Origin of the sequence: Microbacterium istanbulense (assembly GCF_037204145.1) — a bacterium.
GTDB classification, from domain to species: domain Bacteria; phylum Actinomycetota; class Actinomycetes; order Actinomycetales; family Microbacteriaceae; genus Microbacterium; species Microbacterium istanbulense.
Window position 1 is genome coordinate 1 of record NZ_JBBDGN010000002.1, and the last position, 23,632, is coordinate 23,632.

Annotated in this window: 21 protein-coding genes; 14 read left to right on the forward strand and 7 right to left on the reverse strand. The window is 69.6% G+C overall.

What is annotated here, in order from left to right:
* Nucleotides 1-36: 36 nt before the first annotated feature.
* Both WDU93_RS03005 and WDU93_RS03010 read right to left on the reverse strand, forming a co-directional pair.
* Entirely contained in the window at nt 37-219 is a 183-nt protein-coding gene (locus WDU93_RS03005; RefSeq protein WP_337317293.1) for a YegP family protein, read from the reverse strand.
* A 79-nt stretch (nt 220-298) separates the two neighbouring features.
* Nucleotides 299-814, reverse strand: coding sequence for a GNAT family N-acetyltransferase (locus tag WDU93_RS03010; RefSeq protein WP_337317295.1), 516 nt, complete (start codon nt 812-814; stop codon nt 299-301).
* A 25-nt stretch (nt 815-839) separates the two neighbouring features.
* Between WDU93_RS03010 and WDU93_RS03015 the strand changes: the two genes are divergently transcribed.
* Nucleotides 840-1,661 carry a sulfite exporter TauE/SafE family protein gene (locus WDU93_RS03015; protein ID WP_337317298.1) on the forward strand — a complete coding sequence of 274 codons (822 nt, stop codon included), beginning with the start codon at nt 840-842 and terminating at the stop codon, nt 1,659-1,661.
* A 124-nt stretch (nt 1,662-1,785) separates the two neighbouring features.
* On the opposite strand, the gene aspS is transcribed toward WDU93_RS03015, so the two are convergent.
* Nucleotides 1,786-3,567: an aspartate--tRNA ligase gene (aspS, locus tag WDU93_RS03020; protein WP_337317301.1), complete on the reverse strand. Its 1,782-nt coding sequence runs from the start codon at nt 3,565-3,567 to the stop codon at nt 1,786-1,788.
* A 103-nt stretch (nt 3,568-3,670) separates the two neighbouring features.
* On the opposite strand from aspS, the gene WDU93_RS03025 reads away from it, so the two are divergent.
* From WDU93_RS03025 to ccsB, 6 genes are all read left to right on the forward strand, one after another.
* Nucleotides 3,671-4,657: a DUF368 domain-containing protein gene (locus WDU93_RS03025; RefSeq protein ID WP_337317304.1), complete on the forward strand. Its 987-nt coding sequence runs from the start codon at nt 3,671-3,673 to the stop codon at nt 4,655-4,657.
* Between the two features lie 110 nt (nt 4,658-4,767).
* The gene (locus WDU93_RS03030; RefSeq protein ID WP_337317307.1) at nt 4,768-5,391 is read left to right on the forward strand and encodes a histidine phosphatase family protein; all 624 of its coding nucleotides are present in this window, start codon (nt 4,768-4,770) and stop codon (nt 5,389-5,391) included.
* Between the two features lie 42 nt (nt 5,392-5,433).
* Entirely contained in the window at nt 5,434-6,081 is a 648-nt protein-coding gene (locus WDU93_RS03035) for a TlpA family protein disulfide reductase (protein WP_337317310.1), read from the forward strand.
* Nucleotides 6,078-6,860, forward strand: coding sequence for a cytochrome c biogenesis CcdA family protein (locus tag WDU93_RS03040; protein WP_337317314.1), 783 nt, complete (start codon nt 6,078-6,080; stop codon nt 6,858-6,860). Before WDU93_RS03035 ends, WDU93_RS03040 begins: the two co-directional genes overlap by 4 nt.
* Complete coding sequence (resB, locus tag WDU93_RS03045) at nt 6,841-8,562, forward strand: cytochrome c biogenesis protein ResB (RefSeq protein ID WP_337317317.1); 1,722 nt, start codon at nt 6,841-6,843, stop codon at nt 8,560-8,562. The genes WDU93_RS03040 and resB overlap by 20 nt, the downstream gene beginning before the upstream one ends.
* Entirely contained in the window at nt 8,555-9,535 is a 981-nt protein-coding gene (ccsB, locus tag WDU93_RS03050) for a c-type cytochrome biogenesis protein CcsB (protein WP_337317320.1), read from the forward strand. Before resB ends, ccsB begins: the two co-directional genes overlap by 8 nt.
* 483 nt (nt 9,536-10,018) lie before the next feature.
* Here the strand turns inward: ccsB and WDU93_RS03055 are convergent, their stop codons facing one another.
* Both WDU93_RS03055 and WDU93_RS03060 read right to left on the reverse strand, forming a co-directional pair.
* Complete coding sequence (locus WDU93_RS03055) at nt 10,019-12,040, reverse strand: YhgE/Pip domain-containing protein (RefSeq protein ID WP_337317322.1); 2,022 nt, start codon at nt 12,038-12,040, stop codon at nt 10,019-10,021.
* Nucleotides 12,037-14,826 carry an MMPL family transporter gene (locus WDU93_RS03060; RefSeq protein WP_337317325.1) on the reverse strand — a complete coding sequence of 930 codons (2,790 nt, stop codon included), beginning with the start codon at nt 14,824-14,826 and terminating at the stop codon, nt 12,037-12,039. The genes WDU93_RS03055 and WDU93_RS03060 overlap by 4 nt, the downstream gene beginning before the upstream one ends.
* A gap of 135 nt (nt 14,827-14,961) precedes the next feature.
* Between WDU93_RS03060 and WDU93_RS03065 the strand changes: the two genes are divergently transcribed.
* Complete coding sequence (locus WDU93_RS03065; RefSeq protein WP_337317328.1) at nt 14,962-15,579, forward strand: TetR/AcrR family transcriptional regulator; 618 nt, start codon at nt 14,962-14,964, stop codon at nt 15,577-15,579.
* 131 nt (nt 15,580-15,710) lie between these two features.
* Nucleotides 15,711-16,259 carry a peptide-methionine (S)-S-oxide reductase MsrA gene (gene msrA / locus WDU93_RS03070; protein ID WP_337317331.1) on the forward strand — a complete coding sequence of 183 codons (549 nt, stop codon included), beginning with the start codon at nt 15,711-15,713 and terminating at the stop codon, nt 16,257-16,259.
* Between the two features lie 145 nt (nt 16,260-16,404).
* On the opposite strand, the gene WDU93_RS03075 is transcribed toward msrA, so the two are convergent.
* Together WDU93_RS03075 and WDU93_RS03080 are read right to left on the reverse strand one after the other, a co-directional pair.
* On the reverse strand, nt 16,405-17,376 hold the full coding sequence (locus WDU93_RS03075) for an o-succinylbenzoate synthase (protein WP_337317333.1): 972 nt from the start codon (nt 17,374-17,376) through the stop codon (nt 16,405-16,407).
* Nucleotides 17,377-17,400: 24 nt separating this feature from the next.
* Entirely contained in the window at nt 17,401-18,426 is a 1,026-nt protein-coding gene (locus WDU93_RS03080; RefSeq protein ID WP_337317335.1) for a GNAT family N-acetyltransferase, read from the reverse strand.
* Between the two features lie 60 nt (nt 18,427-18,486).
* On the opposite strand from WDU93_RS03080, the gene WDU93_RS03085 reads away from it, so the two are divergent.
* The 5 genes from WDU93_RS03085 (at nt 18,487) to WDU93_RS03105 (ending at nt 23,401) form a co-directional block, all read left to right on the forward strand.
* On the forward strand, nt 18,487-19,497 hold the full coding sequence (locus tag WDU93_RS03085; RefSeq protein WP_337317337.1) for a 1,4-dihydroxy-2-naphthoyl-CoA synthase: 1,011 nt from the start codon (nt 18,487-18,489) through the stop codon (nt 19,495-19,497).
* A gap of 7 nt (nt 19,498-19,504) precedes the next feature.
* Nucleotides 19,505-20,641 (forward strand): AMP-binding protein, encoded by a 1,137-nt coding sequence (locus WDU93_RS03090; RefSeq protein WP_337317339.1) that lies wholly within the window; start codon nt 19,505-19,507, stop codon nt 20,639-20,641.
* Nucleotides 20,642-20,671: 30 nt separating this feature from the next.
* The gene (locus tag WDU93_RS03095) at nt 20,672-21,463 is read left to right on the forward strand and encodes a class I SAM-dependent methyltransferase (RefSeq protein WP_337317341.1); all 792 of its coding nucleotides are present in this window, start codon (nt 20,672-20,674) and stop codon (nt 21,461-21,463) included.
* Between the two features lie 73 nt (nt 21,464-21,536).
* The gene (locus tag WDU93_RS03100) at nt 21,537-22,766 is read left to right on the forward strand and encodes a sensor histidine kinase (protein ID WP_337317343.1); all 1,230 of its coding nucleotides are present in this window, start codon (nt 21,537-21,539) and stop codon (nt 22,764-22,766) included.
* Nucleotides 22,766-23,401, forward strand: coding sequence for a response regulator transcription factor (locus WDU93_RS03105; RefSeq protein WP_337317345.1), 636 nt, complete (start codon nt 22,766-22,768; stop codon nt 23,399-23,401). The genes WDU93_RS03100 and WDU93_RS03105 overlap by 1 nt, the downstream gene beginning before the upstream one ends.
* Nucleotides 23,402-23,632: the final 231 nt, after the last annotated feature.

Here is a 23,632-nt window from a genome sequence, read left to right on the forward strand (position 1 = left end):
ACCCGCAGCAGGGGGTCTCGACGTTAAGACGGGGTGTCAGGACTCGACTTCGACGACCTCGGCATCCGCGGCATTGCGGCGCACCGAGTCGATGCCGTTCAGCGCACCCGACTTCGAGGCATAGCCCTGGCCGGTCGCGATGACCTCGCCGTTGCCCGCCTTCAGCCGGAAACGCCAGTCGCCACCCTTGTCTTCGTACAGCTCGAACTTGCCCGCCATCAGGCGTCCTCTCTCTCGGATATCCGGGGATCGATCCCCGCGCTCACGGTAGCGCCAGAGGACGTCGCAGGGAAGAGGGTCAGGGCAGGGTGACGGCGTACTTGAACCCGACGTGCGAGCCGGTGAAGCCGAGCCGCTCGTAGAAGCGGTGCGCGTCGACACGTGCGGCGTCCGAGGTGAGCTGCACGAGCCCGGCATCCAGCGCCGGCGCGGCCACATCGGTGACCCAACGCATCATGGCCAAGCCGAGCCCGCTCGACCGCTGGTCGCTGCGCACCCGCACCGCCTCGACGAGCAGCCGTCGGGCGCCGCGGCGCGCCATGCCGGGGATGAGGGTGAGCTGGAACGTGCCGATCACCTCGCCCGCCGCCTCGGCGACGAGCAGGTCGTTCATCGGGTCATCCAGGATGCCGCGCAGCGCTGCCTCATAGACCGGCCGGTCTTCGGCTGCCGCCACATCGCCGCGCGCCGCGCTGATCGGGTCGTCAGCGAGGAGGGCGATCAGCGCCGCGGCATCCGATGGCACTGCGCGGCGCAGCGTGACCGCACTGGCACGCGTGGCCAGGGAGAGCGGAAGTTCGAGAGCATCGAGCATCTGCCCAGTCTGGCATTCTGGCGGAATGGACATCGGAGCATTCCTCGGTCTCGAGCAGCTGACCTGGGGAATGCTCGCCCTTCTCATCCTTGCCGCGTTCGCGGCCGGGTGGGTGGATGCCGTGGTCGGCGGTGGCGGCCTGCTGCAGTTGCCCGCCCTGCTGCTGATCCCCGGAATCGCGCCCGTGCAGGCGCTCGCGACCAACAAACTGGCATCGGTCTTCGGCACCGCGACGAGCAGTGTCACGTACTACCGCCGGGCGAAGCCCGACATCCGCACGGCGATCCCGATGGCGCTGATCGCACTGGTCGGGTCGTTCGGCGGCGCGGCGGTGGCGACCGTGCTGCCCGCCGCCGCATTCAAACCGATCATTGTCGTGGCGCTGCTCGCGGTGGCGCTGTTCACGGCGTTCAAACCCGAGATGGGGGCCGCGACCAAACTGCGCTTCGACGGCCACCGGCACTACATCATGGCGGGCGTCGCCGGCCTGGTGATCGGGTTCTACGACGGTCTGATCGGGCCGGGAACGGGCACGTTTCTGGTGATCGCGTTGGTCGCGCTCATGGGCTACGACTTCTTGCAGGCCAGCGCCAAGGCGAAGATCGTCAACCTCGCCACGAATGCGGGCGCGCTGCTGCTGTTCATCCCGCACGGCTCGGTGCTGTGGCTGCTGGGCGGCATCCTCGCCGGGGCCAACATCGGCGGCAGCTACCTCGGCTCCCGCATGGCGATCGCCCGCGGCACAACGTTCATCCGCGTGGTGTTCCTCATCGTGGTGACCGTGCTCATCGCCAAACTCGGCGTCGACGTGTGGAACGAGAACCTCGTGCCCCTCTTCGGGGTCTGACGGATCACCGAGACCCCCAGATAGCGTCGAGACCCCGGGCTGCAGACGTCTGCAAGCCGGGGTCTCGGCGAAAAAGCGGGGTCTCGGCGACCGAGCGGCGGGCTCGGGGGCCGGAACGCGCGAGTCAGGCCTCGTCGTCTTCGGGGACGAAGTCGACGCCGGCCTCGGCGCGCTGCTCGGCGCTGATCGGCGCCGGTGCCTCGGTCAGCGGGTCGAACCCACCACCAGACTTCGGGAACGCGATCACCTCGCGGATCGAGTCGGTCTTGGTCAGGTGCTGCATGACGCGGTCCATGCCCAGCGCGATTCCGCCGTGCGGGGGAGCGCCGTAGCTGAACGCCTCGAGCAGGAAGCCGAACTTCTCCTCGGCCTGCTCGTCGCTGATGCCCATGACCTCGAAGACGCGCTTCTGGATGTCCTCGCGGTAGATGCGGATCGACCCACCACCGAGCTCGGAACCGTTGCACACGATGTCGTACGCGTAAGCGAGCGCCGAACCGGGGTCGGTGTCGAACGTGTCCTCGAACTCCGGCTTCGGGCCGGTGAACGCGTGGTGCACAGCCGTCCACTTGCCGCCACCGACAGCGACGTCGCCGGATGCCACGGCATCCGCCGCCGGCTCGAACATCGGCGCGTCGACGACCCAGGTGAAGGCGAAGACGTCCGGGTCGAGCAGACCCAGGCGGCGGCCGATCTCGACGCGGGCCGCACCGAGCAGCGCGCGCGAGGCCTTGGTCTCACCGGCGGCGAAGAACGCGCAGTCGCCGGGCTGGGCGCCGACGAGCTGCATAAGGCCCGCCTGCTCGGCCTCGGACAGGTTCTTCGCGACGGGGCCGCCCAGGGTGCCGTCCTCGTTGAAGAGCACGTACGCCAGACCGCGGGCGCCGCGCTGCTTGGCCCAGTCCTGCCAGGCATCCAGCGTCTTGCGCGGCTGCGACGCACCACCGGGCATGAGCACGGCACCGACGTACTCCGACTGGAACACCCGGAACGGGGTGTTCGCGAAGTACTCGGTCGCTTCGACGAGCTCCAGACCGAACCGCAGGTCGGGCTTGTCCGAGCCGTACTTGGCCATCGCGTCGGCGTACGTCATCCGCGGCAGCGGCGTCTGCACCTCAACACCGATGGTGGCCCACATCGCGGTGATGACGGCCTCCATCATCTCGATGACGTCTTCCTGCTCGACGAAGCTCATCTCGATGTCGAGCTGCGTGAACTCCGGCTGCCGGTCGGCGCGGAAGTCCTCATCGCGGTAGCAGCGCGCGATCTGGAAGTACTTCTCGATGCCGCCGACCATGAGCAGCTGCTTGAACAGCTGCGGCGACTGCGGCAGGGCATACCAGCTGCCGGGATGCAGACGAGCGGGCACCACGAAGTCGCGGGCGCCCTCGGGGGTGGATCGGGTCAGGGTGGGCGTCTCGACCTCGAGGAAACCACGCTCGTGCAGCACGTCGCGCACGGCCTTGTAGACCTCCGATCGCAGGCGCATGGCCGCGGCGGGCGCCGGGCGACGCAGGTCGAGGTAGCGGTGCTTCAGGCGCACCTCCTCGCCGATCGGGTCGGCGTCGATGAGTCCGGACGACACCTGGAACGGCAGCGGGGCCGACTCGTTGAGCACCTCGACATCGGTGGCGACGATCTCGATCTCACCCGAGGGCAGGTTCGGGTTCTCGTTGCCGGCAGGGCGGCGAGAGACCTCGCCGGTGACCTTCAGCACGAACTCGCTGCGCAGCGGGTGCGCCACCTCTTCGTCACGGATGACCACCTGGGCGATGCCCGAAGCATCGCGCAGATCGATGAAGGCGACTCCTCCGTGGTCACGACGGCGATCGACCCAACCCGTGAGGGTGACGGTCTGACCGATGTTCGAGGCGTCGAGTGAGCCTGCCGTGTGTGTGCGAAGCACGGGGAAGTCCTCTTTCGTTCGGAGTGGACAGATCGGCCTAGTCTACGGCCCGCAGGGGCGCTCGCAGGATTCCCGGAGGTGGGGAGCGATAGCGTCAGAGGTGATGACGACCACTGCCCCCACGCGCGAGCGCGCCACTCCGGTACGGATGCTGACCAACGCCCTCCGCGGGGCTCTGATCGGCATGGCCGAGCTGCTGCCCGGCATCTCCGGCGGCACCGTCGCGCTCGTCGTCGGCGTGTACGAGCGTCTGCTGCTGAACCTGTCGCTGCTCGGCGCCGCGGTGCGTCAGCTGCTCACCGGACCGGACCGCCGGGCATCGTTCCTGCGCACGATCCGCCAGGTCGAGTGGATGTTCCTCACGCCGTTGCTGGTCGGCATGGCGGCCATGGTGATCATCGCGGCCGGCGTCGTCGAGTCACTCGTCTCCTCGCAACCTGTCGCCTCCCGCGCCCTGTTCTTCGGCCTCGTCGCCGCGAGCCTCGTCGTCCCCTGGCGGCTCGCGCTGCGCGCGGGGTCGCGCGGCGTCGCCGACATCCTCGTCTTCGTCCTCGCCGCGGGGGCATCCTTCGCTCTCGTGGGCTTCGCCGGAGGAGGAGTGGTCGCCGACCCGCCTTTGCTGATGGTGTTCGTGGCCGCGGCCATCGCCGTCTGCGCGCTGGTCGTGCCCGGCGTCTCGGGGTCGTTCTTCTTGCTGGCCATCGGCCTGTACGCCCCGACGCTCAAGGCGGTCGCATCGCGTGACCTCGGCTACCTGGCCGTCTTCGCCCTCGGCGCCCTCGTCGGCCTCGGCACGATCGTGCGCGCACTGCGCTGGCTGCTGGCGCACCAGCGCCGACTGACGCTGCTGGCGATGACCGGGCTCATGCTGGGGTCGCTGCGCGCGCTGTGGCCCTGGCAGACCGCCGAGGACGGCGACCCGGCCGGCGTCGGTGTGCTGCTGCCGCCGAGCGGTGACGTGTGGATGCCGGTGCTGCTCGCGCTCGCTGGAGCGGCTGCGGTCTTCGCCCTGATCGTCGTCGACGCGAAGCTGTCGCGTCCGGCCGTCGCGGCCGCGGAAGAGCGGGACGTCGTCTCCCGCGTGGCCTGACCCCGCGCATCCCACCCGAGTTCTGCCGCAGGGGGCGCCGCCGATAGAGTGGCGGCGACGAGCACCCGGAGGACTCATGGACGCGAACCCCGTGGACGGACGGCGCAGCGATGGCCGCTGAACGCCTGCACCTGGTGCGTCACGGCGAGGTGTACAACCCCGATCGCATCCTCTACGGGCGACTGCCCGGCTACCGGCTCAGCACCGCCGGCGTCGGGATGGCGCGCGCGGCCGCGGAACACGTGCACGGGCTTGGTCGTCCGGTCGCACAACTGACCGCCTCGCCGCTGGAGCGCACACAGCAGTCCGCCGAGCCGTTCACCGAGCTGTTCGGTCTCGTCCCCGAACTCGACGTGCGCATCATCGAACCGTCGAACGTGTTCGAGGGGCGACAGATGCGCCGGGCCCTGCGCGACCCGCGCAACTGGCGGCACCTGCGGCGTCCGTCGGTTCCCAGCTGGGGAGAGCCATACTCCCAGATCGCCACACGCATGCGCTCGGCGATGGACGAAGCGTGGGATGCCACGGCATCCGGCGACATCGTCTTCGTCTCGCACCAGGCGCCGATCTGGATCGCGCATCTCTCGGTGGCGGGGCTCCCGCTGCCGCACGACCCGCGTACCAGGCGCTGCGCGCTCTCCAGCGTGACCTCTTTCGAACGCGTCGGAGACGTGTGGCGCGAGGTGGCCTATGCAGAGCCCGCAGCCGCCGGAATCGACCTCGGAGCGGTGTGAGCGTCCGGCTCACCCATAGGAACCTCTGCCTACACTGACAGCGTGTTTCCCGCGTCGCTTCGTGCTGTCCGCCGCGAACGCCCGCTCCGTCGCATCCGTCTCGGACGCGTGACCGGAGCCGCGCTCGTCGGCGCTCTCGCCCTCGGTCTTGCCGCGTGCGCGCCCGACCCCGCGACTGAGTCGTACCTGAACGGCGAGAACAAGGGCTATGTGTCGGTCGACCTGACAGTCACCGAGTTCGCGCCAGATGAGCGCAGTGAACCGGTCGACTTCGGCGGCGTCACCGAGAACGGCGACGAGTTCTCGAGCGATGACACCCGCGGCGGCGTGACCGTCGTGAACTTCTGGTACGCGGCCTGCGGCCCGTGCCGGGTCGAGGCGAAAGACCTCGAGTCGGTCTGGCAGGAGTACCAGGGCGAGGATGTCGAGTTCATCGGCGTGAACATCTACGACCAGGCCGACACCGCCAAGGCGTTCGCCGAACAGTACGGCGTCACCTACCCGAGCCTCATCGACGTGAACACCGGCGAGGCCAAGCTCGCCTTCGCCCGCGTCGCGCCCACCCTCGCGCCGCCCACCACGCTCGTGCTCGACAAGGATGGCCGGGTCGCCGCCCGCATCATCGGCCAGCTCGAAAGCCCGTCGATCCTCTCGACGATCGTGGGCGATCTGCTCGAGGAATCCGCGTGAACGTGGCCGACCTCATCGGCGGGGGCGCCCTCTGGCTCGCCATCCCGGTGGCGATGCTCGCCGGGCTCGTCTCGTTCCTCTCCCCGTGCGTGCTGCCGCTCGTGCCCGGCTACCTCGGCTTTCTCGGCGGAGCCGTCGCCCCGCGTCAGACCGCCTCGCCTGCCGGCAGTCCCGCCGGCACCGCGGTCGTCGAGACTCCGACCCGGGCGCGCCTCGCACTCGGCGTGCTGCTGTTCATCCTCGGCTTCACCGTCGTATTCGTCGCGTACACGGTCATCGGCGGCGCGGCATCCGTCTTCTTCTTGGAATGGGGCGACCTCATCACCCGCATCCTCGGCGGCGTGATCATCGTGATGGGTCTGGTCTTTCTGGGGCTGTTCGGCTTCGCCCAGCGCGAGATGCGTATGCACGTCTCGGGCACCACCGGGCTCATCGGCGCTCCGCTGCTGGGCTTCGCGCTCGGCATCGGGTGGGCGCCCTGCATCGGCCCGACCCTGTCGGCCATCATCGGGGTGAGCTGGACGCTCGGTGACCCCTGGCGGGCGGCCCTGCTCGGTGTGGCGTACTCGGCCGGCCTCGGCATCCCCTTCCTGCTCGTGGCGCTCGGGTTCGGCTGGGCGACGCGTGCCTTGACCTTCCTGCGCAGTCACATCCGTATCGTCAACATCATCGGAGGCGTGCTGCTCATCGTGCTCGGTCTGCTCATGGTCACGGGTGTCTGGACCGACATCATGTCGAAGCTGGGGGCGGTGGTCTCGAGTGTCGAACTCCCGCTCTGACAACGACCCGCTCCGCCCGTCTGACCACATCGATTCCGTCGCCGACGACGCGGAGGTCGCTCAGCCCAAGCTCGGCTTTGTCGGCTGGCTGCGCTGGGGCTGGCGTCAGCTCACCTCGATGCGGGTCGCGCTGATCCTGCTGCTCATCCTCGCGATCGCCGCGATTCCCGGCTCGATCTTCCCGCAGCGGATGGCCGACCCCAACGGCGTCACCCAGTTCAAGACCGACAACCCCGACCTGTACCCCGTGCTCGACGCGATGAGCATGTTCGACGTGTACCTGTCGCCGTGGTTCTCGGCCATCTATCTGCTGCTGTTCATCTCGCTGGTCGGCTGCATCATTCCGCGCATCAAGCACCACGCCAAGGCGCTGCGCGCCCAGCCGCCGCGCACCCCCGCCCGCCTCGCCCGGCTCGATGACCACATCGTCACCCAGCGCGTGGTCGCCGACGGTGGCGATGCGGATGCCGAGGCTGCAGCCGCCGCGGATGCCGCACAGAAGCAGCTGAAGGCGCTCGGCTACCGGGTAGCGCGCTACGACCGCGGCCGCACCTGGTCGGTGTCGGCGGAGCGAGGCTACTGGCGTGAGACAGGCAACCTGCTGTTCCACATCGCTCTGGTCGGTGTGTTGATCACGGTCGGCATCGGTGGCGGGTTCTCGTACACCGGGCAGAAGGTCGTCGTCGAGGGCACCACCTTCGTCAACTCGCTGCTGGACTACTCGTCGATCAACCGTGGTCGCTTCGTCAGCGATGAGGCTCTGCAGCCGTACGCGATGACCCTCGACTCGTTCGACGTCACCTACGTGCCGCTCGGCGAGGCCGGCGGCGGTCAGGCCGCGAACTTCTCCGCCAACGTCTCGGTGCGCGACGTCGACGGATCGGAGTGGGACGGATCAGTCAAGGTCAACCACCCGCTGCGCGTCGGCGGCGACCAGATCTACCTGCTCGGCAACGGCTACGCGCCCACCATCACGGTGCGCAACGCCGAGGGCGACATCGTCTACAGCCAGCCGGTCGAGTTCCTGCCGCAGGACAACAACATGACCTCGCTCGGTGTGGTCAAGGTCACCGACGGGATGCCCGAGCAGCTCGGCCTGACCGGATTCTTCTACCCGACCGCCGCGCAGCTCGACTCGGGGGCGTACACCTCGGTGTTCGGTGACCTGTATGGTCCGCTGCTCACTCTCGACGTCTACGAGGGCGACCTGGGCATCAACGACGGCACGCCGCGATCGGTGTACACGCTCGACACTGGCGAGCTCGACAAGCTCACCGGCCGCGGCACCGACGTCGAGTCGATCGAGCTCGAGCCGGGCGAGACCGCCGACCTGCCCGGTGGCCGCGGCACCGTCACGTTCGAAGACGCGTCGCCCGCCGGAGCCACCGACCTGAGCCAGTCGGTCAAGCGGTACGTGTCGCTGCAGATCCACCACGACAACTCCGCCGGGTGGGTGCTGGCGTTCGCGCTGCTGGCGCTGGGCGGCCTTGGGCTCGCCCTGTTCGTGCCCCGCCGGCGGATGTGGGTCAAAGCGACCGCCGAAGACGGCGGCATCCGACTCGAATACGCCGGGCTCGCGCGCGGCGAGGATCCGACTCTGTCTGCTGCGGTGAGCGATCTCGCGCAGGGGCATGAGCGACTGCTTGACGGAGTGGCGCCGCGGCGCGACACTTCGGTGAAGGGAGAGCACGACAATGGCTGATCTCGAATCCCTCTCGGTGCTGCTGCTGTGGACCGCGATTGCGATCTACGCGGCGGCGTTCGTGGCGTACACGTTCGACCTTGCTTCGCGGTCGTCGGCGAAGGTGGCCAAGGTCGAGACCGAGGTGCTCGTCACCGCGGGCGGCGGCAGCGCGTACGTCGACGGTGGTGGGCGTGGTGATGGGGCATCCGATGAGTCGAAGAAGCCCCGTTTCGTGATGGCGCGCATCGGCACCTCGCTGACCGTGCTCGGTTTCCTGTTCCACTTCGCGGCGACCCTGCTGCGCGGCATCGAGGCCGGGCACGTGCCGTGGGCGAACCTCTACGAGTTCGCGATGATCGGCACGCTGCTCATCGTCGCGGTGTACCTCGGGGTGCTCACACGCCTCGACCTGCGGTACCTCGGCACGTTCATCATCGGCCTGGTCGTGGTGCTGCTGGGCCTCGCATCGACGAACTTCTACGTGGTCATCGTGCCGCTGGCCGAGCCCCTGAAGTCGGTGTGGCTGGTCATCCACGTCTTCGTCGCGTCGCTGTCGACGGCGCTGTTCGCGCTGGCGTTCGCGCTGTCGGTCATGCAGCTCATGCAGGCTCGTCGCGAGCGCCTGATCGCCGAGGGTGCAGCCAAGACCGGCCCGGGGTTCCTGCGGACGATTCCGGACTCGACGCGCCTCGAGAACCTCGCGTATCGCTTCACCGTTGTGGGGTTCATCTTCTGGACGTTCACGCTCATCGCCGGCGCGATCTGGGCTCAGGACGCGTGGGGTCGCTACTGGGGCTTCGACGTGAAGGAGACCTGGACGTTCATCATCTGGGTCGTCTACGCCGGCTACATCCACGCCCGCGCGACGCGTGGTTGGCGCGGCACCCCCTCGGCGTGGCTGTCGATCACCGGCTTCGCGGCCGTGATCTTCAACTTCACCATCGTGAACGTGTTCTTCAAGGGCTTGCACGCGTACTCCGGCCTGAGCTGAGTCGCGCGTTGCGCGGTGTGCAGTAACGTCGCGGGGATCGGCATCCGGGCAGCGGTTCTGAACACCGCGGTGCTCGGTGAGCGGAAATGCCGGCGAATCGGGGGATTCCGAAGCGTTTGCGCTCACTGTAGGCGCGGATGCGCGGGACGGCGCCGGCGCGCGGCGTTCGCGTTGCGCGGTGTGCAGAAACGTCGCCGAGTTCGGCATCCGGGCAGCGTTTCTGAACACCGCGGTGCCGGGTGAGCAGAAATGCCGGTGAATGGGCGGATTCCGATGCGTTTGCGCTCACCGCGCGGGCGGGTGCGCGGGACGGGGCTGGCGCCCGCCACCCTCGTCGCGCGGTGTGCAGTAACGTCGCGGGGATCGGCATCCGGGCAGCGTTTCTGAACACCGCGGTGCTGGGTGAGCGGAAATGCTGGCGAATCGGGGGATTCCGGTGCGTTTGCGCTCACCGCGCGCGCGGATGCCCAGGGGGCGGGCGCGTCAGGCGGCGGCGAGCACGGCCTTCGTCGACGTGGAGCGGCGCAGCGCGACGGCGAGCGTCGTCGCACCGAGCGACAGGATGCCCCAGACGATCAGGCCCGTGACCGCGGCGCCGCTGGGCTCGATCAGCCCTGCCACCGCCGGGGCCGTGGGCATCGCGGCTCCCAACCCGGCGAGCCATCCCGGTACCGTCGAGATGAGGCCGGTCGCGAGCGCCAACACTCCGATCACCGCGCTGATCCAGCGTCCTGCTCCGCCGAAGAGGGCCACCAGCGCCTGGTTCACCGCAGCGAACGCGACGCCCGCCAACGCGGCGACGCCGGCGAAGCCCCACCAGGTCGCCTGGTCGTAGCCTGCGACGAGCTGAACGATGAGCGCCACCAGGATGCCCTGCCCGGCGCCGAGGGCCGCGGCCGGCCAGAAGCTGCGCAGGGCCAGTCCTGCCGACGAGCGCCGCGAGGTGAGCACCCCGCCCGGCACCGCGCGCAGCGCGATGAACGAGGCCAAGGAACCGACCCAGAGCACGACGCCGGCGAGTAGGGGGATCGCCGTCGGCCCGAACAGGTTCGGCGAGCCCGATTCGCTTGCGACGGGGTTCGCGATGACGGATGCCAGTGACGTCGACTCGTCCTCGCTGAACGAAGGGAGGGCCGAGGATGCCGTGTGCAGACCGTCTGCGAGCTCGCCGGTTCCGGAGGCCAGTTCGTCGAGGCCATCGGCCAGCGTGGTCGCACCGTCACCCAGCGCGGTCGCGCCGTCGCCGAGCTGCGACGCGCCGTCGCCGAGTCGCGCGGCGCCGGAGGCGAGTTCGTCGGCTCCGTCCGCGGACTGGTCCACGCCGGAGGCGAGCTGCTGCAGACCCGAACCGAGCTTCGTGGCGCCCGTGCCCGCCTCGCGCAGCTGCGCTGCGACCGCGGCGGGAGCCTGCTTGTCGAACTGCGTGAGTCCGGCCGAGGTGCCCGCGGCGGCCTGCTCGGCCAGCGAGGCGCCCTGCTGCAGTTGGGGCATCCCCGCCTGCACACCGGAGAGCCCCGCGCAGACCTGGTCGCCGACGGGATCCAGCCCCGGAGTGCGCGTGCCGCACAGCGCGACGAGCTGGTCGATACCGGCTGCCGTGGCATCCACGCCGTTCGAGACACCGGCGGTGGCCTGCGCCGAGCCCTTCGCCGCGGCGAACAGCTGATCGGGCACGAGCCCCTGCGCGACCAGTTGATCCGCCCCTGAGGTGAGCCCCTGGCCCAGCTGCGTTGCGCCGCTGGCCGCCTCGCGGGTCTTCGAGCTGATGGTGCCGAGACCGTCAGAGAGCTGAGATGCGCCGGAGCTGAGCTGGGTGGCACCGCTGCTGAGACCGTCGGCGCCGTCGGCGAGCTGAGCCGCCCCATCGGGAATCTCACCGGCCCCGTCGGCCGCGGCCTCGGCGCCGTCGGTGAGCTTGTCGGCTCCGTCGGCCGCCTCGCCGATCTGATCGCCGATCGTGTTGAAGCCGACCAGCACGTTGCCCACGGTCGCCTCGGAGATGAGGTCGCCCATGGTGGATGCCGCGACCGCGGCGATCTGCTGCGTGATGAGGTCATCGGCCACCCGGCCGTCGGGTGGGGTCGTGACGGTGATCTTGGCCTGCTCGGCATCCCCTTCGCCGTCTGCGAGTACGGTGCCGGCCGAGGTCGCATCTGCCGAGAACGTCTCGGGAATCGTGATCACGGCCTGATACGTGCCGTCCGCCAGCCCCTCAGCGGCGTCGTCTTCGTTCGAGATCACCCAGCTGATGTTCGAGTCGAACTCATCCGAGCCCTCCACCAGCCCTGCGGCGAGCTGTCGCCCGAGCGGGGTGTACTGGTCGTCGATCGTGACCGGCTCGTCGAGGTTCACGACCGCGGCGGTCATCGAGTCGAGCCGTTCGGTGGGGTTCTGCAGCGCCAGCACGAGCACGCCACCGACGAGGGCTGGCAGCAGGAGCACCCCCAGCAGGGTCAGCCACGTGATGGGTCGACGGGAGCGCGCGCGTTCGATCGAGAGGGTCATGCGGTCACCTCAGTGGTGTCGTTCTGCGAGTTCGGGGCCTCGGCGAGGGGGACGGGGGAGGAGAGATCGTGGACGGATGCCTGACGGCCCGCGTCGGCGAGGAGCCGCTCGGCCGCATCCGGTGTGGTGGAAGTCACCAGCACGGCAGCGTCACTGTCGCGCAGTCGGGCGGCGACCTGATCGCGGGCCGCCTCGGGGAGGCGGTCGACGCCGTCGAGCACGACCACGCCGGTGCGGCCGCGCAGCGCCTCATCGAGGTCGCGCAGCGTGGTGGTGGCATCGGTCGCGATCACCGCGCCGACATGCGCCCGCACCCAGGCGGTGCGCCCCGGCAGCAGATGGCCGGCCACCCGTAGTCGCCCGGCATCCGGTGTTACACGGCCGGCGACGGCCAAAGCCAGCGCCCGCAGCGCACCTCGCGACGCGCCCGTCACGATGAGGGCATCGCCCGGCGCAACCCGGAGGCGGATGCCACTGAGCCCGGCATCCGTCAGCGCGAGGTCATCGGCGGCGATCACGCTGCCGTCGCCCGGCCAGTCGGCCAGATGGCGTTCACGCTCCACGGCCTCGCCCTCGATGTCGACGTGCGGCAGGATCTTCTCGAGCCACGCCGGGATGCGCCAGGCGCGGTCGCCGAGGATCGCCATGACGGCAGGGATCAGTGTCATGCGCACGAGGAACGCGTCGATCGCGATGCCGGCGGCGAGCCCCAGCGCGATCGGCTTGAGCGAGGAGTCGCCCTCGGGCACGAACGCGACGAACACGGCGAACATGATGAGGGCGGCGGCGGTGACCACTCGCGCCGAGCTGGTGAAGCCACTGCGCACGGCGCGGATGGCCGCCTCGCGACGACGCGCCGCGGCAGGGGCGAGACCGTCGCCCCCGGGCGCCGCTTCTGCGCGCGAGTCAGGATCATGCACGTAGTCCTCGCGCATGCGCGAGACGAGGAAGACCTGGTAGTCCATCGCGAGGCCGAACAGCACGCCCATCAGCACGATCGGCATGAAGCTGATGATCGGGCCGGTGCGCGCCACATGCAGGAAGTCGGCGAACCAGCCCCACTCGAACACCGCAGCGACGACACCGAAGGCGGCGACGATCGACAGCAGGTAGCCGACAGCCGCGGTCACCGGCACCCAGATCGAGCGGAACACGATCGCGAGCAGGATCAGCGAGAGGCCGATGACGAAGATGCCGAACGGCAACAGGGCGGCACCCAGCTGGTCGGAGATGTCGATGGCGACGGCGGTGAAGCCGGTGACCTTCAGGTCGATGCCGAACTCGTCGAGCCACTCGTCGTGGTGGTCACGCAGTTCCCGCACGAGCTCGGAGGTGGCCGGGTCGTCTGGTGCGGTCTCGGGGATGATCTGCACGATACCGGTGTCGGCGGTCTCGTTCGGGGTGGCCAGGGCCACCTCTCGCACGCCGGGGATCTTCTCGACCTCGTCGCCGAGATCCTGCATCAGTGTGAGTGGATCGGTCGAGGTGACGATCGTGCCGGTGAGGATGAGCGGGCCGTTGAAACCGGGCCCGAACTCCTCGGCGGTGAGGTCGTAGCTGACCCGCGCCTCCGAGCCCTGCGGCAGCACGCCCGCGTTGGGCAGCGCGAGGTTCAGGCTCAGCGCGGGCACCGCGACGATGCCGAGGCCGAGCACCACCGCGATGCTCACGAGCCACGGGCGCCGGGTCACGCCGGCGACCCAGCGGGCGCTGAACGAGCGCGGCTCAGTAGCATCCTTCGCCTTCTTCTTCGCTCGCTTCGGGCGACCGACGACGCGCCCCTTCACAAAGCCGAGGAAGGCCGGGGTGAGCGTGACGGCGATCGCGACGGCGATCGCGACGGCGACGGATGCCGCGATGCCCATGGTCGTCAGGAACGGGATGCCGGCGAAGCCGAGCCCGATGAGGGCGATGAGCACCGTGACGCCCGCGAAGACGACGGCAGACCCCGCCGTGCCGACCGAACGGGCGGCGGATTCCTCGGGGTCGACACCGGCGCGCACCTGATCCTGGTGGCGGGCGACGATGAACAGCGCATAGTCGATACCCACGGCGAGGCCGAGCATGAGGGCGAGTAGCGGGGTCGTCGATGACACAGTGGCGAAGGCGGTGGCGGCGAAGATGCCGGCCATCGAGATGCCGACGCCGAGCACGGCGGTCAGCAGAGGCAGGCCGGCGACCACGAACGAGCGGAACGTGACGATGAGCACCAGCAGGGCGATCACGAGGCCGACGGCCTCGGTGAGCGTCAGGGCGGGGATCGACATCGCGAACAGGTCGCCGCCGAGCGCGGTCTGCGACCCGTCGGGAAGGGTCGTGCTGAGGTCGTCGACAACGGCCTGCAGGTCTGCCTTGGTCTCGGCGGACACGTCGGTGGCCTGTCCGTCGAACTGCAGGCGCACGATCGCCGCGGTCTCGTCGTCGTTGACCATGCCCGAGATGTTCTCGTCGTAGGGGGAGGTCGCAGCGAGTACACCGTCGAGCCGGCCGAGGTCGTCGACGGCATCCTCGATCTCATCGCGGTAGGCGGCGTCGGTGACATCGTCACCCTCGGCAGCGACGACGATGAACTGCGCGTTCGTGCCGCTCACCTGCGGGAAGGTGCGCTCGAGCTGCTCCAGCCCCGCCTGCGACTCCGTGCCGGGGATCGAGAAGGTGTTATCGGTTCCGGTGCCCAGCACGACGGCACCGCCACCCGCGATGCCGAGCAGCAGCAACCAGGTGACGAGCACGCGCCAGGGGTGACGGTACGACCAGCGTCCGAGCGAGGACAGGAGAGTGGACACGCGGCTCCTCCGAGCAGGTTCGATACACAGATGTATTCAGTACGTACCTGTATCGTAGGGGAATCGCGCGAAGTCATGCTGAACGTGCGATGTGAAGGCGCGGCAGACGTGCGAGAGTGAAGAGTGGAGGCATCGATGACGACACCGGCGACCCGCAGCAGGCAGAACACGAGGGCGCGACTGCTGGATGCCGCCGCCCAGGTCTTCGCCGAGGTCGGGCTCGAGGGAGCCACGGTCGAGGCGGTCGTGGAGCGAGCCGGGTTCACCCGCGGTGCCTTCTATTCGAACTTCGAGTCGATGGACGAGCTGTTCCTCACCTTGGCGAACTCGGTGGGCGAAGCCCGCGTGAGCACCGTGCGCGAACGCATCACCGCCATGATCGAGGCCAATGCGATCAGCGAGTGCGATCCGGCCGACCTCGTGCAGCAGGTGATGGACTCGGGCGAGGATGACCGCCTCGACGTCATGCTGATGAGCGAGATCCGCATCCGAGCCCTGCGCGACCCCGTCTTCGGCGCTGCCTACCTGGCCGGTGAGCGGGAGATCGTCGCGAGCATCACCGCGATCATCCGACAGATCGTCGACACCGGGCAGATCACCCTCCGCATCGACGCCGAAGAGGCGGCCCGCCTGCTCATGGTCGTGTGGGAAGGCATGGTCGTGCGCGGGGCGATGGGCGGCGAGGACACCCAAGACCTGCGCCGCGCGGGCAGCAGCGCGCTGGGCCGGATGGTCGAATTGATGAAGGTCTGACCCGCTCAGAACTCACAGCCCGCTCTCAGGTTTGCGGGACCAACTCGGGCACATCCCGTGTTGTCCTTTCTGAGGGCGCAGAAAGCCCCTCGGCCCGACCGGGCCTCCCACAGCAGCGAGGAGACTCTCCCATGACCAGTGGCATCACCGACACCGGCGCCATCACCCGCACCCCCGGCACCGAGACCGCCGTGCTCGCCGGCGGGTGTTTCTGGGGTGTGGAAGACCTGATCCGCCGCCAGCCCGGCGTGCTCGGCACCCGCGTCGGCTACACCGGCGGTCAGAACGACCACGCCACCTATCGCAACCACCCCGGCCACGCCGAGGCGGTGGAGATCGTCTTCGACCCGACGAAGACCTCGTTCCGCGACATCCTCGCCTTCTTCTTCCAGATTCATGACCCGTCGACCCTCAACCGGCAGGGCAACGACATCGGCTCCAGCTACCGCTCCACGATCTTCCCGCTCAGCCCTGAGCAGGAGCAGGTCGCCCGCGACACCATCGCTGACGTCGACGCCTCGGGGCTGTGGCCGGGCAAGGCCGTCACCACCATCGAGCCCGCCGGCCCGTTCTGGGAGGCCGAGCCCGAGCACCAGGACTACCTGGTGCGCTACCCGAGCGGCTACACCTGCCACTTCCCGCGCGCGGGATGGGTGCTGCCGCGCCGCGAGACGGTCTGATCACATCGAACCCCTGGGACGCTTCGACACGCTCAGCGACCCAGGGGTTCGGCAGGTCGGTCCCTGAGCTTGTCGAAGGGCCCTGAGCCTGTCCGGATGGGTTCCTGAGCCTGTCGAAGGGCTGAGCCTGTCGAAGGGCCCGGGCTCAGCCGAGCAGCGCGTGGCAGCGCTCGAGGCGCGCCAACCACCAGTTACGCCGCTCCGTGTCGGCCGACAGGCGGTCGAGCGCGGCGGCATCCGGCGTGACCCGCTCCACCGAGATCGAGCCACCCACCGGCCGTGCGTCCGACACATCGTCGACGAACAGCGACGCGGTGCCCAGGCCGCAGTCATAGTCGAGCTCGGGCAGGGCGGCGGCGAGCGCCGCTCCCTGCGACAGGCCGATCGCGCTGTCCAGCGCGCTGGAGACCACGGCGGGCAGCGCCGACTCGGCCACGATCGAGAGCGCGCGATGGATGCCGCCGAGCGGCTGGGCCTTGATCACCAGCAGATCGGCGGCCCCCGCTGCCGCCACGGCCAGCGGATCGGCGGCCTTGCGCACACTCTCGTCGGCGGCGACCGGGATGCCCATGTACTTCACGCGTCGGCGGAGCTCGGCGAGCTCCGCGACGCTCTCGCATGGCTGCTCGACATACTCGAGGTCGAATTCGGCCAGCGCGTGCACGGCGTGCTCAGCCTCGTCGACGTTCCACGCGGCGTTCGCGTCGATGCGGATCCGCCCGTCCGGGCCCATCACCTCGCGCACCGCACGCACACGGGCGACGTCATCCGCGAGGCGCTGGCCCCGCTCGCCGACCTTGACCTTGGCGGTACGGCATCCGTCATAGCGCGCCAGCACGCCCGCCACGGCGCCGGCATCCACCGCGGGCACGGTGGCGTTCACCGGGATCCGGTCGCGCAGCGGCGCGGGCTGTTCGGTCCAGGCGAAGTCGATCGCCGCGGCCAGCCAGGTCGACGCCTCGGCGTCGTCGTACTCGACGAACGGTGAGAATTCCGCCCAGCCCTGCGGCCCCTCGAACAGCAGCACCTCGCGCACGTCCACGCCTCGGAACCGGGTGTGCAGCGGCAGGGCGAGAACCCGGGCCGTGGCGAGCAGGTCTGCGAGCGGCGGTGTCATGGCTCCATCATGCCGCCCGTCCCCTCAGGAGTGGGGAGCGTCGCCGAGCCGCTTTTGCAGCTCGGCCATCCGGGCGCTGATCTGGAAGCCCAGGCGGGTGTTGACCGCGAGCATGTGCGCGTTCGACTCGGCATTGAAGGTGTAGATCCGCGATGTCTGCGGGGAGTGCTGCTGCAACGCGCGCAGGTTCTCCAGCTTCACTCGCAGGCCGAGGCGGTGCCCGCGATCCGCGCGTCGCACCAGCGTGCCCCACTGATAGGCGTTGCCGTCATCCGATGAGACGACGATCTGGGTGTACGCGGCGATGTGTCCGTCGGCGTCGAGGGCGACGGTGCCGTAGGAGGTGCGCCCCTGCTGCTCCTGCAGTCTCTCCCCGGCGCGGTAGTCGAGGGTGTCGCCCGACGATGCCTCCAGGTCGAGGTCTCCGGTCGGTGCCTCGGTGTCGAGCACGGCGTCGAGCGCCGCCCACTCGGCGAGGAAACGCTCCGGAACCGGCCCGATCCAGCTGTGGATCTCGTATCCCACCGCAGGCGCCTCGGCGAGTAAGCCGTCGATCACCGCCGCGGCGACCGGCAGGGCAAGCCGATTCTGCAGGTCACCGAGGGCCACCTCGTATCCGTGACGCCGCGCGAACTCCAGGTTCGCCGCGCCGGCGCCGTCGGCGGGCAGCGTGGCCGGCCAGAAGATGTCGGCGCGCATCGTGGTGCGTCCCGCGCGGCGGGCCTCGGCCTCCACATGGGCGAGTAGGGCCGAGCCGATGCCCGACCGGCGATGCTGCGGCGGCACATTCACGCCGATGCCGGCGACGTGCCGGTTGTCCTTGAGGAAGAGAGCGAGGGATGCCGCCCCCACGACGTCGCCGTCACGCCGTGCGATAAACGCCTGGCGCTGCGTCGTCTCGGATTCCTGCTGCTGCTCGGCGCGGCTCTCCTCGCGTGACCAGACCACCGCGTCCTCTCCGAGGTCGCCGCGTCGAGCCGCGGCGTAGGCATCCCACCAGGCGTCGAAGGTCGGCGCGTCGAACGGGTCTATCGGGGTGATCTGCAGCATCCGTCCACGCTATCGGGCGACCGGCCCGCGCCCTCGCGCACGGCGCAATAGGCTGGGAGGGTGACCGACGACTTCGTCTCCGACCTGTTCGACCCCGCCGAATGGCAGCTCGCCCCGGGTGCCGAGGACTACACCGACATCACCGCGCACGTCTCGCGCGACGGTGGCGTGGCCCGCATCGCGTTCAACCGTCCAGAGGTGCGCAACGCCTTCCGCCCGCACACGGTCGACGAGCTGTACCGGGCGCTCGACATCGCCCGCCAGGACTCCCGCATCGGCGCCGTGCTCCTCACCGGCAATGGCCCGAGCCCCAAGGACGGCGGCTGGGCGTTCTGCTCGGGCGGCGACCAGCGCATCCGCGGCCGCGATGGCTACCAGTACGACCCTTCGACAAGCTCAGGGACCCACCCTTCGACAAGCTCAGGGACCCACCCTTCGACAAGCTCAGGGACCCACCCTTCGACAAGCTCAGGGACCCACCCTTCGACAGGCTCGGGCGCCCAGGCGCAGGCGGCCACGGGCCGGCTCCACATCCTCGAGGTGCAGCGCCTCATCCGATTCATGCCGAAGGTCGTCATCGCCGTCATCCCCGGCTGGGCAGCCGGCGGCGGGCACTCGCTGCACGTGGTCTGCGACCTCTCGATCGCGAGCGCCGAGCATGGCCGGTTCAAGCAGACGGATGCCGATGTCGGCAGCTTCGACGCGGGGTACGGCTCGGCGTACATGGCCCGGCAGACCGGGCAGAAGATCGCCCGCGAGGTGTTCTTCCTCGCCGAGGAGTATTCCGCGCAGCGCGCGTACGAGATGGGCGCCGTGAACCGGGTGGTGCCGCACGCAGACCTCGAGCGCGAAGCGCTGAAGATGGCGCGGACCGTGCTCACCAAGTCGCCGACGGCGATCCGGATGCTGAAGTTCGCCTTCAACGCCGTCGACGACGGATTGGTCGGCCAGCAGGTCTTCGCCGGTGAGGCCACCCGCCTCGCCTATGGCACGGATGAAGCCGTCGAGGGGCGTGACTCGTTCCTGCAGAAGCGCGACCCCGACTGGTCGTCGTACCCCTGGCACTACTGAGCACGCCATGAGCACGCTGGTCACGCTGCCGTCTGACGATCCGCGGGTGGTACGTGATGCGGTGCGGGCAGCGATCGACGGCGGCCCGCCGATCGGCCTGGGCATGCTCGACGGGGTCGGCGTGGAGGTGCCCGATGACGTGGCCGTGGTCATCGCGACCTCTGGCTCCAGCGGCATCCCGAAACGGGTGATGCTCAGCGCCGATGCCCTGCGGGCCAGCGCCGAGGCGACCACCGCACGCATCGGCGCCGGGCGCTGGGTGCTCGCCCTGCCTGCCGGCTATGTCGCGGGGCTGCAGGTGCTCGTGCGCTCGTTGCTCGCCGGTACCGATCCGATCCTGCTTGACGGACGCTTCAGCCCGATCGCCTTCGCCGAGGCCACCCTCATGCACGCCACGAGTGAGCCGCTCTACACCTCGCTCGTGCCGGCGCAGGTCTCCACCCTGCTCGATGCGGCAGACGACGCGGCCGTGCGCGCCGCGGTCGCGCAGTATCGTGCCATCCTCGTCGGCGGCCAGGCTCTGCCGGAGTCGGTGCGCGAGCGCGCGGCGGATGCCGGAATGCGCCTGGTGCGCACCTATGGCGCGAGCGAGACCAGCGGCGGCTGCGTCTACGACGGGGTGCCGCTCGACACCGTCGCTGTGCGCGAGGTCGACGGTGAGCTGCAGCTGGCCGGACCCATGCTCGCGGCCGGCTACCTGGGCGATGCAGAACTCACGGCGCGCACCTTCGTCTCCGACGACGAGGGCCTGCGTTGGTACCGCACGGGTGACGCGGGCCTTGTCGACGATGGCGTGGTCCGGGTGCACGGCCGCATCGACAACGTCATCGTCTCGGGCGGCATCAACATCTCCCTCGACCGGGTGGAGCGTATCGTGCGCGGCATCCCGGGTTTCGACCGCGCCGTCGTCGTCGGTGTGCCGGATGCCCGCTGGGGTGAGGCATCCGTCATCGTGCTTCCGCGCGGCGAGCAGCTGCGCCGCAGCGAAGCCGACCACCTGCAGCAGGCCAGGGACGCGGTCGCGGCCGAGATCGGCGCGCCTGCGCGCCCGGCGCGCCTCATCCTCGTCGATGAACTCGCCCTGCTGACATCCGGCAAGCCCGACCGCGACGCCATCTCGCGCCTGGTAGCCGAGCTGCGCTGAGGCAGCGGACGGCAGTGCCAGACTGTGCGCATGGCCGTCTACACCCACGGACACCACGATTCCGTGCTCCGCTCGCACACCACCCGCACGATCGAGAACTCCGCCGCGTACCTCACGCCCCATCTCGCCCCGGCGCAGCGGCTGCTCGACGTCGGCGCGGGGCCGGGCACGATCACGTTGGAATTCGCCCAGCGCGTGGCGCACGTCACGGCCGTGGAGATCTCTGAGGATGCCCTCTCGCTCTCCCGGGAGCGGGCCGCCGGAGCCGGCGTCACGAACATCGACTTCGTCGTCGCCGACGTGCATGCCCTCGACTTCGACGATGACACCTTCGACGTCGTCCATGCGCACCAGGTGCTGCAGCATGTGGGCGACCCGGTGCAGGCGCTGCGCGAGATGCGACGGGTCACGAAGCCGGGTGGCCTCGTCGCCGTGCGCGATGCCGACTACGCCGGCTTCATCTGGTTTCCCCTGCTGCCCGAGCTCGACGACTGGCTGCGCTTGTACCGGACGGCCGCGAGGGCGAACGGTGGGGAGCCGGATGCCGGGCGACGCCTCCTCGCATGGGCGCGAGGCGCCGGATTCACCGATGTCACCGCCACGTCAACCAGCTGGTGCTACGCCGATCCGGCCAGCCGCGCCTGGTGGGGCGGCATGTGGGCCGACCGGATTCTGCAGTCCGCGCTGACCCGCCAACTGCTCGACGACGGCCTGGCAACGCACACCGAGCTGCAGGCGATCAGCGACGCCTGGAAACGGTGGGCAGACGACAGCGACGGGTGGTATCTCGTACCGCACGGCGAGATCCTCTGCCGGGTCTGATCTCGTGCCGGCCGGCCGGGGATACATCGCCAGGCGGATGCTGAGCCGTCGCGCGCTCCCGTAGCGTGGGGGAGTGTTCCGCAAACTGCAGACGTACCAGATCGTGCTCGACATCGTCGGCGCGTTCGTCGGGCTGCTCGTCACGCTCGGCCTTGACCTGCTGCTCTCGGCAGGCACGACGGGCACGACCGGTGGATGGATCACCGACGACGCCATGCGGATCGAACACCACGTCGTGGTCGCGCTGGTGCTGTGGTCGGCCGCCGCGATCGCCCGCCTGAGCCCGCCGCTCGCGCTCGGCGTTGCCTGGGCCGGAGCGGTGCTGCAGATGATCGGTGGCATGTGGCCGGGCCTGGTCGATGTCGCGGTGTTCACCGTCTTGTTCGCCGCCGGCGCCTGGGGAAGCCGGAAGGTGCTGTGGCTCGGCGGGGCATCCGCGCTCGCCGGCGGCATCCTCGCGGGCTTCTACATCGTGCTCGTGCAGGGCAATGGCTTCGCGCCTGACACCGACCGACAGATCCAGGCCCTCGTGCTGGGCGGGCTGTTCGGTGTGGCCGTGCTCATGTCGCTGGCCCTCGCCTGGGGCGCCGGTCTGTTGCGTCGGGTCGTGCTGCGCGGCCGGGCCACCGAGCTTGCGCAGGTGCAGGCCGAGACGCTCGCCGCCGAAGAGCAGGAGCGGGTGCGCATCGCCCGCGACATGCACGACATCGTCGCGCATTCGCTCGCGGTGGTGATCGCGCAGTCCGATGGCGCGCGGTACGCCGCCGCGACCCAACCCGAGCTCGCACAGGAAGCGCTGGGGACGATCGCGCAGACCGCCCGTGGGGCGCTCTCTGACGTGCGGATGCTGCTCACCCAGCTGCGCCACCGGCAGGGGGAGGGCCCGCAGCCGACGCTCGCCGATCTGGAGACGCTGTTCGCCCATGTGCGCCAGGCGGGGGCGGAACCACGGGTCACGATCGACCCGATGCCACCGGGCGAGCCACCCGGAGCGATCCAGCTGGCCGTGTACCGCATCCTGCAAGAGGCGCTCACGAACGCGCTACGCCACGGTGACGGCGACATCGATGTGCGCATCGCATGGTGGCTCGACCGGGTCGATCTCGAGGTGACGAACTCTGTGACAGATCAGCGCTCCGGAGTCGGTGGTCACGGCCTGATCGGAATGCGGGAACGCGCGCAACTTGTGGGCGGTACGCTTCAGGCCGAGGGCGATGCGGCACGGTTCGTGGTGCGCGCGTCGCTTCCGATCGGTCCATCGGCGGTCCTTTCGGCAGAACCGTGGATCCCCGAGGAGAAGTGATGATCAGGGTCGTGCTCGTCGACGATCAGGCGCTGTTCCGCGCCGGCGTGCGGATGCTGGTCGCCTCGCAGCCCGACATGGATGTGGTCGGTGAGGCCGGCGACGGGCGGGAGGCGCTCGAGGTCGTCACCCGCACGACGCCCGACGTGGTGCTGATGGACATTCGGATGCCGGTGATGGACGGCCTCACCGCGACGGCGGAGCTGCTGGCACGGCCGTCCGCCCCGCGCGTGGTCATGCTCACGACCTTCGACCTCGACGAGGCGGCGGCCCGTGCCATCCAGCAGGGCGCCAGCGGCTTCTTGCTGAAGGATGCCGAGCCGGAATTCCTGCTCGCCGCGATCCGCACGGTGCACGCGGGGTCGAGCGTGATCGCCGCCGCGGCGACCCGCGACCTGTTTGCGCACTTCACCGAGCAGACCAAGCCCGTGCCGCCGGCCTTTGCCGCGCTCACCGACCGCGAGCAGGAGATCTTCGCGCTCGCCGCTCGGGGCCTGTCGAACTCCGAGATCGCGGCACGCGAATACCTCAGCGAAGCGACCGTGAAGACGCACATCAGCCGCATCCTCACCAAGCTCTCCCTGCGCGACCGCGTGCAGCTGGTGGTCTTCGCCTTCGAACACGGCCTCGCCTGAGCTGCCGGCGCCCGGCATCCGCCCGCCCGGCATCCGCCTCGGGCATCCGCCCGCCCGGCATCCATGTCCCACTTTTCGCCCTACGTGTCCCACTTTTCGCAGAGCATGTCCCAATTTCTGCTGTCAAAACCACCGGTTAGCAGCAGAAATTGGGACATGGTCTGAGGGATGTAGACCGGATCATCCTGGCGACGTAGCATCCTGCGACCTGCGGGCGACGCGACCGACGGA

What these genes read in the sequence shown, in the direction of transcription:
- WDU93_RS03095 (WP_337317341.1), top strand. Translation starts at nt 20,672, where the DNA reads ATGGCCGTCTACACCCACGGACACCACGATTCCGTGCTCCGCTCGCAC.
- WDU93_RS03080 (WP_337317335.1), bottom strand. Translation starts at nt 18,426, where the DNA reads ATGCTGCAGATCACCCCGATAGACCCGTTCGACGCGCCGACCTTCGAC.
- WDU93_RS03090 (WP_337317339.1), top strand. Translation starts at nt 19,505, where the DNA reads ATGAGCACGCTGGTCACGCTGCCGTCTGACGATCCGCGGGTGGTACGT.
- WDU93_RS03005 (WP_337317293.1), bottom strand. Translation starts at nt 219, where the DNA reads ATGGCGGGCAAGTTCGAGCTGTACGAAGACAAGGGTGGCGACTGGCGT.
- WDU93_RS03105 (WP_337317345.1), top strand. Translation starts at nt 22,766, where the DNA reads ATGATCAGGGTCGTGCTCGTCGACGATCAGGCGCTGTTCCGCGCCGGC.
- WDU93_RS03025 (WP_337317304.1), top strand. Translation starts at nt 3,671, where the DNA reads ATGACGACCACTGCCCCCACGCGCGAGCGCGCCACTCCGGTACGGATG.
- msrA (WP_337317331.1), top strand. Translation starts at nt 15,711, where the DNA reads ATGACCAGTGGCATCACCGACACCGGCGCCATCACCCGCACCCCCGGC.
- WDU93_RS03010 (WP_337317295.1), bottom strand. Translation starts at nt 814, where the DNA reads ATGCTCGATGCTCTCGAACTTCCGCTCTCCCTGGCCACGCGTGCCAGT.
- WDU93_RS03015 (WP_337317298.1), top strand. Translation starts at nt 840, where the DNA reads ATGGACATCGGAGCATTCCTCGGTCTCGAGCAGCTGACCTGGGGAATG.
- WDU93_RS03030 (WP_337317307.1), top strand. Translation starts at nt 4,768, where the DNA reads ATGGCCGCTGAACGCCTGCACCTGGTGCGTCACGGCGAGGTGTACAAC.
- WDU93_RS03075 (WP_337317333.1), bottom strand. Translation starts at nt 17,376, where the DNA reads ATGACACCGCCGCTCGCAGACCTGCTCGCCACGGCCCGGGTTCTCGCC.
- WDU93_RS03055 (WP_337317322.1), bottom strand. Translation starts at nt 12,040, where the DNA reads ATGACCCTCTCGATCGAACGCGCGCGCTCCCGTCGACCCATCACGTGG.
- WDU93_RS03065 (WP_337317328.1), top strand. Translation starts at nt 14,962, where the DNA reads ATGACGACACCGGCGACCCGCAGCAGGCAGAACACGAGGGCGCGACTG.
- ccsB (WP_337317320.1), top strand. Translation starts at nt 8,555, where the DNA reads ATGGCTGATCTCGAATCCCTCTCGGTGCTGCTGCTGTGGACCGCGATT.